The sequence below is a fragment of the Martelella sp. AMO21009 genome, assembly GCF_053484295.1.
This window is the reverse complement of sequence record NZ_JBAKFR010000007.1, coordinates 166,087-179,878: the sequence shown is the minus strand read 5'-3', so window position 1 is coordinate 179,878 and position 13,792 is coordinate 166,087. Positions and strand designations below refer to the sequence as shown.

Here is a 13,792-nt window from a genome sequence, read left to right as displayed (position 1 = left end):
TCCCTCAGGATAAAGTCTCGCGCGTCTCGCTTTCCACCGGAAACAGATGCGCCTTTTCCGGATCGAAGACGAGCGTGATCTCGCTTCCGGTCGCAAGGGGGCGATCTTCCGCAAGTGCTGCGACGATGCGGCCGCCGCGGGTGAGCTCGACATTGATCACGGTTTCGGTGCCGAGCCGTTCCACCAGCGTGACCTTGCCGTGCAGCCCGCCGGCCGTGCCGCTTTCCACGACATCGAGATATTGCGGGCGCAGACCCAGCCGGGCCGTGGTCCTGCCTGCGAAGTCGAAACGGGTCTTCGGGATGGTGACTGGGTCGAGCGCCTCCGACCTGACGGGTATGCCCTCGCCGTCCGTTTCGACGATATCGACATCCATGAAATTCATCGAGGGCGAGCCGATGAAGCCGGCGACGAACAGGTTGGCGGGCTCGTGATAAAGCTCCATCGGCGTGCCGACCTGCTGCACCACGCCATCCTTCAGCACCACGATCCGGTCGGCAAGCGTCATCGCCTCGACCTGGTCGTGGGTCACGTAAATCATCGTTGCGTCGAGCTGGTTGTGCAACTTGCCGATCTCCATGCGCATGTCCATCCGAAGTGCCGCATCGAGGTTGGAGAGCGGCTCATCGAAGAGAAAGACGGATGGATTGCGCACGATGGCGCGGCCGATCGCGACCCGCTGGCGCTGTCCGCCGGAAAGCTGCGAGGGGCGGCGGTCGAGAAGATGCTCCATCTGCAGGATGCGGGCGGCCCGTTGCACAGCCTCTTCCTTCTCCTTCTTCGGCACGCCCGCAATCGTCAGCCCGAAGGCGACGTTTTCGCGCACAGACATATGCGGGAAGATCGCATAGGTCTGGAACACCATGGCGATGCCGCGCTCCTTGGGCTGCAGGTCGTTGACCTTCCTGCCGCCGATCTCCAGCGTGCCGTCGGTGATGTCCTCAAGCCCGGCGATCATCCTGAGAAGCGTGGACTTGCCGCAGCCCGAGGGCCCGACGAAGACGACGAATTCGCCATCTTTTATGTCGAGATCGACTCCCTTGATGACCTCGACCTTGCCATAGGATTTGCGGACCGATTTGAGTGACAGGTCTGCCATTGTTTTCCTCCCTCAGCCCTTCACGCCTGTTGACGCGATCGATGCGATGAATGCGCGCTGCAGCACCAGATAGAAGGCCAGAACCGGCAAGGTGATCAGCGACAGATAGGCCATGACCTCGCCCCACGGCACGTTGAGCTGGAAGAAATAGCCGAGCCCGACCATGATCGGCCGGTGGGCCTCGTCCTGCACCACGATCAGCGGCCAGAGATATTGTTCATTGTACATTTTCAGCGCCTTCAAAATGGCGGCGGTGGCGATCACCGGGCCGGAAAGCGGCATCACCACCCGGCGGTAGATCTGCCACCAACTCGCGCCTTCCGCGCGCGCGGCCTCGATCAGCTCGCGCGGCAGATCCTTGAAATATTGCACGAACAGGAAGATCGTCAGCGCATCGGCGATCCACGGAATGATCTGCACCCGATAGGTGTTGAGCCAGCCCCAGGAAAACCCGTCAAGGCCGATCCAGGGCAGGCGCGAGACGAACAAGAGCAGCGGGATCGCGATCGTCTCGAACGGGATGATCAGCGTGGCGAGCACGATCGACAGCACCACCGCATTGCCGCGCCACCGGACGAAGGTGAACGAGAACGCGCCGAGCGAGCAGAGGAACAGCGAGGCCAGCACGGTGATCGTGGTGATCATCACCGAATTGAACACGAACAGGCCGATCGGCGCGCGGCGGAACGCGCCGGCGTAGTTTTCGAGGCTGATATCGCCGACCGGCAGGAAGGCGCGCAGCGAGGACGTGTCGTTCAGGAGCTGCTGGTCGGGCTTCAGCGACGACATCACCATGAACAGCAGCGGCAGCAGGAACACCAGCGCCACCAGCACAAGAACGAGATAGCGGACGGCGAGCCTCAGGCCGTGATTGTCATGCTTGACGTTGGCCATGGCTCAATTCCTCTCCCGCGTGAAATAGCGCTGCGCCAGCGAGATCGCGAGCACCAGCACGAACAGCACGACCGAGATGGTGGAACCGCCGGAAATATCCTGCCGGCCATAGCCGCGCTCGACCGCCTGGAACACCAGCGTCTGGGTGCTGTCGAGCGGCCCGCCCTTGGTCATCACGTCGATCTGGGCGAAGACGGCGAAGGCCTGCATGGTGATCACCACCAGCACCAGAACGGCGGTGTTGCGGAGCCCCGGCCAGGTGACGTAGCGGAAGGTCTGCCATTTCGACGAGCCTTCGATGGCCGCCGCCTCGTAGAGCGTCGGCGGTATCGTCTGCAGCCCCGCAAGCCAGATCACCATGTGGAAGCCGACCGCCTGCCAGATCGACATGGCGATGATCGAACCGAGCGCCGTGTGGGTGTTGCCGAGCCAGTCCACCGGCTGGAACAGGCCGAAGGTCAGGCCGGATAGCAGCGCGTTCAAAAGCCCGTCATTGCCGTCATAGATAAACCGCCAGAGCAGCGACACGACCACGATCGATACCACGACCGGCATGAAGAACACGGCCCGGAACACATTCACGCCGCGTATGCGCTGGTTGATCAGAAGCGCGAGCCCCAGCGCCAGTCCCGCCTGCACGGGTGCCGTGACCGCAACGAAGATCAGCGTGTTGACCAGCGCCCGCATGAACACGACATCGCGCGCCACCACCACATAGGCGGTGTTGCCGGCATGGACGCGGAACCATTCGCGCATGCCGAAATACTGCGGGTAGTCGTCGGATCGGGTGAGGGAGCGTACGCGCGGATATTCGAGATTGCCGTCTTCATCGCGCGCCAGACTGCCATCATCGGCGGTTTCCGGTTCCAACTTGATGACATTGAGGCCCAGCAGGTCGCGATAATTCTCCGCGCCGACATAGCGCGTCGGGTTGGGCGAGATCAGCCGCTGATCGGTGAGCGAGAAGGCGATCGCCAGAAAGAACGGAAGGATGATGAACAGGCCGATCAGCAGGATCGACGGCGCCGCAAACGCCCACCCCGCCCCGTTATTCTCCGTCAGTCTCCGGCTCATGTGTCTGTCCTGTCTATCGCCTCGGGCGAGCTTGATTGCCCCACGTCGTTCGCTCATCTGGTGCGACAAACGCCTGCTCTTCACTCCGCGTCACCCTCGGGTCAAGCCCGAGGATGACCCGGCGAGGAGGAGGGGCATCGCACAGCCGCCGCTCCGTAAATTCACCAAAATCCTCTCGTCCCGCGGAAGGGGGAGATTGGCGCGCAAGCCGCCTTCCCATCACGCAAAAGGGCCAGCCGAAGCCAGCCCCTTCCCCTTAACCGCCATGGCCGTAGCCTTGGTTGCGGTCGATGTCGGTGTCGATCTCGTCGACAGCGCCGTCGAGCGTATCGGCGACATCCGCGCCATTGGCGATATCGGCGATCGCCTTCTGGAACACGCTGGTTTCAACCACATAGCCGGGCGTGACCGGCCGCAGTGTTCCCTGCGCATCCGAAAGCCCGTAGAACACGGCAAGCGGCGCGCCTTCCTTATAGAAGTCAGACATGTCGGCGGCAGCCTGCGTGGCAGGCACGAGACCGATGCCGTTGGAGAAATCCGCCAGATACTGGTCCTGAATCGCGAATTCGATGAAGGCAGCGGCCCCCTCCGGATGCTCGGAGGATTCCGAAATGCCGAGCTGCCAGCTCGCCGCGCCGATCTTCGGACCCTCGCCGAAATCGGGCGCGGGCAGGAACACAACGTCATCGAAGGCATCAAGCTTGGCGCGCGCCGTCCAGTTGCCGTTCCAGTCGATGGCGTAATCGCCGTTGATGAAGCCGTTCTGGTGGTCTGCCGGGTCCTGGCTCGGCCCGGGCGCAAGACCGCGTTCGAACAGCGACTGCCACCATTCGCCGAACGCAATCGCCGCCTCGCCGTTCAGCACGCCCTCGGCGCTCTGGTAGTCGGAGCGGTCGACAAGGTCGCCGCCGAAGGATTGCAGGAAGGGCAGGAAGGCATAGGTGTACCACTCGCCGGCATCCGCCATGCCGAGATTCAGCGGATATTCGAAATCGCCGCTCTCCTTCAGCTTGACCAGAATGTTGTCGAATTCCTCGGCCGTCCAAGGCTCTTCCAGCGTCGGCTTGCGGATGTCGTATTTGTCGAGATAGGACTGCCGGGTCATCATTGCGAGCGCTGCGTCCCACAGGCCCACGGAGTAGATCTTTCCGTCCCATTCGCCGATCGCGCCGGGCAGGAAGCCTTCGAGCTTCGATTCATCAATCGGCAGCGGCTGCATATAGCCGGACCATGCCCAGTTCGGCATGATCGGGCCGTCGACATCAATGATATCCGGCAGATTGCCGGCAAGGGCTGCCGCCGTCACGGAATCATTGTAGGAATCCTCGGGAAAGCTTTCGAGCACCACTTCCCAGTCATCCTGGCTTTCGTTGAAGTCGGAAACGATGTTTTTCAGAATGCTCGATTCCGTCTCGTTGCCGGCGCCGTGATACCACATCGTCAGTTCCGTCGCCGCAAAGCCGGTCGCGGGCAGCGCCGTGGTCGCCATCAGCGAGGCCAGGATGAAAGCTGTCTTCTGCATGTTATCTCCTCCGATAAACTGCGCTCAGGCGGAATTGCCTGGAAGGCGCGGTGGCGTGGCCACCGCAGTGAACGGTCTTCGGGAGGGAATGCCGCGCAAGCGGCGGGCGGGACTGTTCCCCGGCCGAGGCCGGGACCCACGAGGGAAGAGGTGGCGGGGGCCTTCCGGCGCACAGACGAACGGTAAAACGTTCCGCGCGCGCGTCATGTCATGACACCCTCCCCGTGCCAGGACAAAGCCACCCCGCCAGTGTCCTGCCAGAGGCGGGACACATCTGATGGTTAACGGATTACTAACACGAAAGTTCCCCCGGGCTCAACCGGCGGGCGCAATCACTTCCGCCACCGGACTCCGTCTCGGCGCAACCGGTGCCGGGGCCCGGTCGAAATAGCGCGCCGGCTGCTATTTGAAGCCCATGACGCGGTGGGGGATATAGGGCGCTTCGAGCCGGGAGATCTCGTCCTCGGTGAGGGAGAGTTCCAGCGCGCCCGCGGCATCATCCAGATGATGCGGCTTGGAGGCGCCGATGATCGGCGCGGAGACGACCTTCTTCGACAGCACCCAGGCAAGCGCCACCTCAGCCATCGGCACGCCGCGTTCCTTGGCGATCGCTCCAACGGCTTCGACCACCTTGCGGTCCGCCTCGGCGGTTTCGGCAAACAGCGTCTTGCCGAATTCGTCGGTTTCGGTGCGGTTGGTTGCTGTGTCGAAGGGCCGTGTCAGGCGACCGCGCGCCATCGGGCTCCACGGAATGACGCCGATGCCCTCGGCCTCGCACAGCGGCAGCATCTCCCGCTCTTCCTCGCGGTAAAGCAGGTTGACGTAGTTCTGCATTGTCACGAATTTCGTCCAGCCATTGGCCTTCTGGGTGGCGAGCATGGTGGCGAACTGCCAGGCATGCATGGAGGAAGCGCCGATATAACGCGCCTTGCCAGCCTTCACCACGTCGTGGAGCGCTTCCAGCGTCTCCTCGATCGGCACGTCGTAGTCGAAACGGTGGATCTGGTAGAGATCCACATAATCGGTGCCGAGCCGGCGCAGCGAGTTGTCGATTTCCTGCATGATCGCCTTGCGCGAAAGGCCCGCGCCGTTGGGGCCTTCATGCATGCGCCCGTGCACCTTGGTGGCCAGCACGATCTCCTCGCGCCGGGCAAAGTCCTTCAGCGCGCGACCGACGATCTCCTCGGACGTGCCGGCGGAATAGACATTGGCGGTATCAAAGAAGTTGATCCCGTCCTCCACCGCCTTGCGGATGAAGGGCCGGCTTTCCTCTTCGGTAAGCGACCATGGATGGCTGCCCTTGTCGGGCGCGCCATAGGTCATGCAGCCAAGGCAAAGGCGGGAGACATCGAGGCCGGTGCGGCCGAGCTTGACATATTTCATGGCAGGAAATCCCCGTTTTCGTCAGGGTTGACGATATTTCCGCCGCCGGCAAGGCGAAAATGCAGCCGGCGACGCTATGGTCTTTGGAGGTCGCGGATCAGGCCGCCTTTTCGAAGGCCTTCCTGCCCTCGGTATCGAGGGCCGCGAACTCCTCGTCCGACAGCGTAATATTGGCCGCCGCGACATTTTCCTCCAGATGCTTGACCTTGGAGGTGCCGGGGATCGGCAGCATGACCGGGCTGCGCTTCAGCACCCAGGCAAGCGCGATCTGGCTCGGGGCGGCGTCGTGCTTCGTGGCGATCTCGTCCAGCAGCGAGCCCTTGTTGGCAAGGTCGCCGGCTGCCAGCGGGAACCACGGAATGAAGCCGATATTGTTGTCCGCGCAGTAATCCAGCACCGCCTCGCTGGCGCGGTCGACAAGGTTGTAGCGGTTCTGGACGGTGGCGACGGGGAAGATTTTGTTGGCGGCCTCGATTTCGTCAACCGACACCTCGGATAGCCCCGCATGGGCGATCAGGCCCTCATCGAGAAACTCCCTGATCGCGCCGAACTGTTCGTCGGCCGGCACCTTGTCGTCGATGCGGTGAAGCTGCCAGAGGTCGATCTGCTCTACGCCCAGATTGCGCAGGCTCTTGTGAACCTGCTGGCGCAGATATTCCGGTCGCCCCACAGGGATCCAGACATTGGGCCCGGTGCGGGTCAACCCGCCCTTGGTGGCGATCCTTACCTCGTTATAGGGATGGAGCGCTTCCTTGATCAGCCATTCGGAAATGTCGGGACCGTAGCTGTCGGCGGTATCGATGAAATCGACGCCGAGCTCCGGCAGGCGTTTCAGTGTGGCAATCGCGCCTTTGCGATCATCCGGTTCGCCCCAGATGCCTTTTCCGGTGATCCGCATGGCGCCATAGCCGAGGCGATTGACCTTCAGCTTGCCGCCGATCGAAAATGTGCCGGCCTTGTCGGCGATTTTGTCAGCCATTATTGTCTCCCGTGATGGAAAATGAATAGCGCAGGCCCGCGAGAAGGTGGTCTGCTGTGCATGAGGGATTTCAATCTTCCATTTGACTTGGGACAGGCCGGACGCGATTTCAAGGCGGCGGTTTCTCACGCGGCAAGCGCCGCCGCCTCGGAATCCTCGCTAACGCTCATTGCCGAAATACTGCTGCGCGAGCTCCCGCACCACGCCATCCTCCTGCAGCGCCAGCAGGCGCACCGTGATCGGCTGGATCAGCGTGTCCTGGCCATAGGGCAGGGCGAAGCCGAACTTGTCGGGCGCGAAGATGCGACCGACGACATCGAGGCCGAGTTCGGGGTTCTGGGCCTTGTAATATTCCAGCACCGGCGCATCGCCGACGATCGCGTCGATCTCGGCGCTGCGCAGCGCCGTGACGGCATCGTCCATACCGGTATAGGTGATGAAGTCGATGCCGTTGCGGCGCATCCGGATTTCGGCGGTCGAGCCGCGGAACACCCCCACGGTGCGGCCTGGCAGATCGTCCGGCCCGGTGATGTTGCCGGTGATCGCGATACTGGTCATCACGCTTGTGACCGATGAGGTGATATAGGCGACCACGGCGATGCCGATGATCAGCCAGAAGGCCGAGAAGATCTTGCCATACCACCCGAATAGCTTGGCGCGGCCGGGAAGCGTGCCCCGGGTCACGACCAGCATCACGGCATAGAAGCTCTCGGCTATGCCGTCGCGCCAGCGCTTCGGGAAATTCTTGTCGAAGTGCCGGTCGAACACCGTCAGCCCGATCGTGCCGATGAGGATGAACACAAGCAGCCAGGCGTAGTAGCGCAGGTAGCCGGCCTCCGCGAGACCGTTCCAGACATTGACGAGGGACGACGTGGTCCGGTTGTCGATCATGATGCGCAGACCGGAATCGAACCAGGGCTGGGTGAAATCGACCAGTTCCGCGCGCTCTTCGGTAATCGAGATCGCGCCGACCGCGACATCGACCTCTCTCGCCGCCGTCGCCGCGAGCAGGTCGGCGACGGTCTCATATTCGATATAGGTCGGCTGGATGTTGAAGCCTTCCTCGATCTCCCGCCAGAGTTCGCTCGCCATGCCGGTAATGGTGCCGTCGTCATGTTTGGTGATGAAGGGCGGCAGGACGCGATAGCCGACCCTGATCTGCAGCGGCTCGCCTGTCTGCTGGCCAAAGGATGGCGCGGCCGATCCGCAGACCGCGAGAAACAACGATGCGAAAAGAAGGCCCCAGCGGTAGAGTTTCAGGCATTGGCTTGCTTGTGACATCTGTCGGGCGGTCCTTTCGGTTATCCCCTGTAGATCAAGAGGAGGAAGGCGACGAAGAGCAGGAAATGCACCGCGCCCTGCAGCAGGTTGGTGCGCCCGCTGGAGAATGTGACGATGCTGACGACGAGAATCAGAACCAGAAGCAGCGCGTCCGTCGGCGCCAGGCCGAGCTGCAGGTTGAGGCCCAGCGCGCTCGAAACCGCAAGCATGATCGGCACGGTCAGGCCGATCGTGGCGAGCACCGATCCGAGGAAAATGTTCACGGAGGATTGCAGCCGCTTGTTGAGCGCGGCCTTGACCCCGCCAATGCCTTCGGGCGTGGTGACCAGGATGGCCATCAGCACCCCGCCGATCACCCCGGGCGCGCCGCGGGTTTCGATGATATAGTCGACCGGCTTGGCGAGCTGCTCGACCAGATAGACCACCGGCACGATGTAGCAGAACAGCAGGGCGACGCTCAGCCACAGCGGTCCGGACGGCTTCTCGTGCTCTTCGATGGGCGCTCCTTCCTCTTCCGGCTGGGAGAAATAGCCGCGATGCCGTCCCGTCTGCATCATCAGGAAAATCAGATAGAGCCCCGCCGCCATCAAGCCGAGCATCACCTTTTGCAGGTCGCTCAGGGTCGGCCCTTCGGTGGAACGGGTGAAGTTCGGCAGGATCAGGCTGAACACGGCGAGCGGAATGATCACGCCCAGATAGGCGTTGGCGCCCTGCAGGTTGAAGGTGAGCTCGCGATGGCGTAGCGCGCCGAGCAGCAGCGAAATGCCCAGCATGCCGCCCATGATGATCATCACAACGGAAAACAGCGTATCGCGCACCAGGGCCGGGTTGTTCTCGCCGTTGAGCATGACCGCTGTGATGCTCAAGACCTCGATGCCGGTAATCGACAGCGTCAGCACAAGCGTTCCGAAGGGCTCGCCCAGCCGCGCGGAAACCGCCTCGGCATGGCGCACGACGCCGATGGCGGAGGCGAGAATCACGAAAAAGAACCAGGCGAGCAAAAAGGCCAGCTTCACCGGGTGGCCCATGTCGTGAAACAGCCTGTCTTCGAACAGGAAGGCGATAATGCTGGTGACGACGGCAATGCCGAGGACGCGCTCGCGTCTGACGAAGGCGAGAAACGAGGACGACCCTGCGGCCTCGGGCGCGCTGTGCTCGCTGGTCAAGGGCATGCCTCCTGATATCGGACGGTGCCGTCGCCTTAAGACGGCTCTACCTATCCGATTGCCATGTTATCGCCATCTTTTCAACTGGCGAGCGCTTCCGGCGGGGCTTCTGGAGGAACTGGAACCGCCATTTGGCGCTTGTCTTGGGCCGAGGGTGGACCGGGACTAGTATTCCTTCTCGTAAAAGATGCCGCCGGAAGCCTCGCCCCGCGATCCTGCCGCTCCCTTGAGGATAAAGTTGCGGCCGATATCGATGTTGACGCTCGCCCTGGTGCCCGTATCACGGCTCTGCTCGATTTCGAGATAGGTGTTGCTGTTCAGGTATTTGCCGACGCTGACCGCGGTATTGCCGGTCGAATCCGTCGTCAGGTCGAGATTGTCGACGCCGAGCACGTCGCGGATCGAGCCGAACAGCGATTGCTCGGTCCCGCCCGTCAACTGAATGACCGCATCGGCGAGCTGGGCGATCTGGAGCGCGGAGAGCTGGGATGAGGACTGGTTGAACAGCAGTTGCGCCAGGATCTCGTCATCCGGCAGCGCCGGCGTCGAGCTCAGCTTCACCTGCGGGTCGTTGGCCACGCCTTCGAGCGCGATGGTGATGGCGGTGGAGCCGGCATTGGTATTCGCCCTGAGGTCGATCATCGGTATCAGCGCGCCGCCGAAAGTGATCCGCCCTTGCGTGAAATCGAGCCTGCGGTTGAGGATCGAAAGCCGGCCGCGGATCAGGTCGAAGCCGCCGCTGACGACCGGGTTTTGGGTCGTGCCGGTGATCCGCACATTGCCGCCAAGCTCGGCGTCGACGCCGCGCCCGCGCACGAAGATTGCGTTGGGGGCCGAGATGGTGAGGTGGAGCGCCATGGTGGAGCGGGCTTCGCTGGCCTGAGGCGGAGAAAGCTCCTCCGCCTGCCTGAGCACGGCCTTCGAGGCGTCCTGATGCACGATGTCGATCTGCGATATCGACGCCGGCAGCCGGTCGGGAATGACGATCGCCGTACGGGCGAGCGTCAGCCGGCCGGCAAGCGTCGGCTGGGTCAGGATCGGCCCTTCCAGCGTCAACGTGCCGTTGGCCGTGGTCGTCAGCAGTCGTCCGTCATTGATGACTGCATTATCGGCAACGAGCTTGAGCGATGCGGGAAAGCCGCCGGTCAGGCCGACGCTGCCGCTGATCGTGAGCGTGCCGCCGGCGGCAAGCCTGCCGGTGATGCCGTCGATCTGCACCTGATCGCCGGAAAGGGCGATGCGCCCGCCGATATCGTTGAGCGAAATGCCGCGCCTGATGTCGGTCAGCGCGCTGATGGCGAGGTCGACCCCGCCGGAATAGCTCGGGCTCGTCAGCGTGCCGCCCACCGTCATGTTGACATCCGCGTTGCCGGAAATGGCGAAACCGGAATTGGCGGCAAGTGCTGCGGCGATCTGCATCGGCAGGCGGCCGTTGACGGACAGGTTCAGCGGCCTGTTGCCGGTGAGCCCGACCGAGCCGGTCGCGCGCGCGTTGATGCCCTGCGCATTGGTGATCGTGGTATCGGTCGTCACCTGGCTGCCGTCATAGCGGCCGGTTGTGGTGATGTTGAAGGGCTGTCCCCCAAGCGCGCTCGTCTGGGCAAGATTGCCGTTGTCGAGGCGGAGATTGTAGTCGGCCGTCGGGTTGGCCGTGGTGCCGCCCGCCGTCACCGTGCCCGATATCGTGCCGCTGGCCCCGAGCGAGGGAACGAACTGGTTGGCGATCGCGGCGGAGACGCCGTTGATATTGGCCGTCAGGTTCAGCCTGTCGCCGACGCTGCCGTTCACGGCAACGGTGCCGCCGCCGATCCCGAGCCTCAGGCTTTCGATATTGGTTGTGCCGTTCGCGATGGTGATCCGCCCGGGTTCGACCAGCCGCAGGCCGAGGCCCATCGGCGAGCCTTCGAGGCGCGTGAGGTCGATCGTCATCGTGTCGCCGCGGTTCACGGCCGCTTCCAGCGATACCGGCTGACCGTCATAGCGGGCCGCGAGGTCGAAGTTCGTGGTCGTGTCCTGGTTGCTGGCGGTAAGCGTGATGTCGGTGACGGTCTGTCCGGCAACGGCGACGGAACCGAGCGTGATCTTGCCGCTTGCCTTCAGCGCCGCGACATCGGCAACCGTCATGTCGGCGTCGAGGTTTCTTGCCGTTATGCCGTTGGTGGTGATGCTGTCGCTTCTGGCGTCGATCGACAGGCCGAGCCTGTCATTGGCGTTGTCGAGCTCGACGCGGCCGGAGATCGCGCCTTCGGCCTTCTGGCCGGCAAGGCCGGCGAGCAGCTTCAGGTCCGGGAAATCGAAGCTGATGCCGCCGGCGGGCTGGAACTTTTCATTCAGGATGATGTCGCCGGAAAGCGTGTTGCCGCCAACCGCGCCCTCAATGCCCGCGATCTCGATCTGGCCGTCATTGGAGGTGACGTTTGCCGACAGCGAAAGCGGCGCGCCGGCATAGCTGCCCTTGGCGGTGAGCGCGCCGGAGGGCGACGTCATGTCCGCCTTGCCCTTGATCGTGGCGACGAAATTCTCCAGCGTCTCGCCGGTGATGTCGAGACTGTCGGCTTTCACCGTGGCGTCGATTTCGGGCGCGGTCAGTTCGCCGCCGATCGTGGCGTCAAGCACGGCCGAGCCCTTGACCTGTGGCGCGAGCCGTCCAAGTTCGGCAACCGTCGCCTTCAGCGTGGCGTCGATCGTGCCCCCGCTGACGCGGACATCGCCGCCGGCGGTCAGCAGCCCGTTCTCGACCTCGAGATTGGAGAGCGCCACGGCTCCCGATGCGGTCGAGAGGAAGAAATCGCTCTCGATCCGGGTCATGTCGTCGATCAGGCCGCCGGCCGCATCGGGAAGCGCGTCCGCGAGCACGAACAGTTTGGCGTGGCCGGTGGCCTCCTGTGCCTCAAGGTCGTAATCGACATTGGCCGTGGCGCCGATGCTGCCGCTTTCAAGCGCGATATCGTCGAGCTTCACGCTCTCTTTTGCAAGTGTCACCCGCGTCTTGAAGGAAAGCGGCGCCTCGATCATCCGGTCGAGGCTTTCATCGCTGAATGCAAGGCTTTCAAGCGAAAGCCCGGCGTTGAAAGCACCGGTGCGGGTTGCAAGGTTGAAGCCCTTGCCGTTGGCGGCCAGCGAAACGCCGCTTGTCGAAAGCTGCGGCAGCGAAAGCTGGGCAAGCGTAACCGATGCCGACAGGTCGGCGCTTTCGGCCGCCCCGTGCAGGCTGACGCTGGCGTTTTCAAGGGAAAGCGACAGCGTGCCGTCATCGCCCATCGGCATGGAAAACGGCACGGAACCGCCATTGACGCCCTCAAGCGTGACGTCGAGATCGTTTTCGCCCTTCGGATCATAGGCACCTGAGGCGTTCAGTACGAAGCTGCCAGTCTCGATCTGGCCCCTGCCGATCGCGATCCGCCCGCCGGGATAAAGGGTTGCCTGGACATCGATGCCGGTCTGGCCCTCGACCAGCGACTGGAATTCCGGCGGCGTCAGCGCGGCGAATTCGCCCTGGCCGGTCACGGTAACGGTGCGCTCGTCCTTTTCGTTCAGCTGGTGGCGGACGTCGATTTCGCCGAGCCTCTCCCCGGAAAGCGCCGCGGTCAGCCGTCCCTTCCAATCCGAGAGCGCGCCGTCGCCGTCGATCGCGATGTTGAGCGCCGGCGTGCCCGGCAGTTTCAGCAGGGTCGCGACCATGCCGCCTTCCGGCTCGTTTACCTCGGCGGTGACATCGAGGAGGTTCTCGCCCGGCGCATAGTCGATATCGGCCTTCACATAGGTGCCGGCGCGGGCGCGGTGCTCGATGTCGAGCGCGGTCGATATCCTGTCGGAGACGGCGCTCACATGGCCGGAGGCGGAAAGTGGATAGGCTTCGCCCACAACGGCCTCGGCGATGTCGATCTGCGGAAAATCGAATTTTTCGATATCAACGCCGATCGGCAGGGAGAAGCCGCCGCTCGACTGTGCCTTTTCCGGCGCCGGCTTGCCCGGAACGGGCAAGCGGGCAAGCGAAACCGTGCGCGCCGACAGGTTTTCTGCGGCAAACCGTCCCCTGAACAGCGCCATCGGCGACCAGTCGAGCGCGATGTCCTCGACCGTGGCATAGGGACCCTTGACGTCGGAGATGGTGACGCTGTCGACGGTGAAATTGCCGGTCAGCGGCGCGCTGACGCGACCAACATGAACGGCGAAATCCGGGGAGGCGATCCGTTTGGTGATCTGGCGGACGGCGAAATTCGCGCCGGCATCGGTATAGCCGATCAGGATGACCGCTGCGGCGACAATCACGATCACCAAAGCCAGAAGGCTTGCCACCACCTGAAACAGTCGTTTGAAGAACACCGCCATGAAACTCCTCGGGCGCAATTTTCCTTAAGCATTTAGAGCGATTTGCGCGCTTTTCCAATCAT

General features: G+C 63.1%; 9 protein-coding genes. All 9 read right to left on the bottom strand.

Translation table 11 applies throughout. The annotated features are described in order from the left end of the window. Positions 1–4: 4 nt before the first annotated feature. A complete protein-coding gene (locus V6766_RS11070; protein ID WP_448466384.1) occupies positions 5–1,099 on the bottom strand; it encodes an ABC transporter ATP-binding protein in 1,095 nt (364 codons plus the stop codon). A gap of 12 nt (positions 1,100–1,111) precedes the next feature. Beyond that, a complete protein-coding gene (locus tag V6766_RS11065) occupies positions 1,112–1,993 on the bottom strand; it encodes a carbohydrate ABC transporter permease (protein WP_448466382.1) in 882 nt (293 codons plus the stop codon). Positions 1,994–1,996: 3 nt separating this feature from the next. After that, positions 1,997–3,067: a carbohydrate ABC transporter permease gene (locus V6766_RS11060; RefSeq protein WP_448466380.1), complete on the bottom strand. Its 1,071-nt coding sequence runs from the start codon at positions 3,065–3,067 to the stop codon at positions 1,997–1,999. A 256-nt stretch (positions 3,068–3,323) separates the two neighbouring features. After that, the gene (locus V6766_RS11055; protein WP_448466378.1) at positions 3,324–4,589 is read right to left on the bottom strand and encodes an ABC transporter substrate-binding protein; all 1,266 of its coding nucleotides are present in this window, start codon (positions 4,587–4,589) and stop codon (positions 3,324–3,326) included. A 402-nt stretch (positions 4,590–4,991) separates the two neighbouring features. Beyond that, positions 4,992–5,972, bottom strand: a complete 981-nt coding sequence (locus V6766_RS11050) for an aldo/keto reductase (protein WP_448466376.1) — start codon at positions 5,970–5,972, stop codon at positions 4,992–4,994. A gap of 97 nt (positions 5,973–6,069) precedes the next feature. Then, positions 6,070–6,951, bottom strand: a complete 882-nt coding sequence (locus V6766_RS11045; protein ID WP_448466374.1) for an aldo/keto reductase — start codon at positions 6,949–6,951, stop codon at positions 6,070–6,072. A 159-nt stretch (positions 6,952–7,110) separates the two neighbouring features. After that, positions 7,111–8,232, bottom strand: a complete 1,122-nt coding sequence (locus V6766_RS11040; protein WP_448466372.1) for a transporter substrate-binding domain-containing protein — start codon at positions 8,230–8,232, stop codon at positions 7,111–7,113. Positions 8,233–8,252: 20 nt separating this feature from the next. Beyond that, positions 8,253–9,404 carry a calcium:proton antiporter gene (locus V6766_RS11035; protein ID WP_448466370.1) on the bottom strand — a complete coding sequence of 384 codons (1,152 nt, stop codon included), beginning with the start codon at positions 9,402–9,404 and terminating at the stop codon, positions 8,253–8,255. 159 nt (positions 9,405–9,563) lie between these two features. After that, positions 9,564–13,730: a translocation/assembly module TamB domain-containing protein gene (locus V6766_RS11030; protein ID WP_448466368.1), complete on the bottom strand. Its 4,167-nt coding sequence runs from the start codon at positions 13,728–13,730 to the stop codon at positions 9,564–9,566. Positions 13,731–13,792 lie beyond the last annotated feature (62 nt).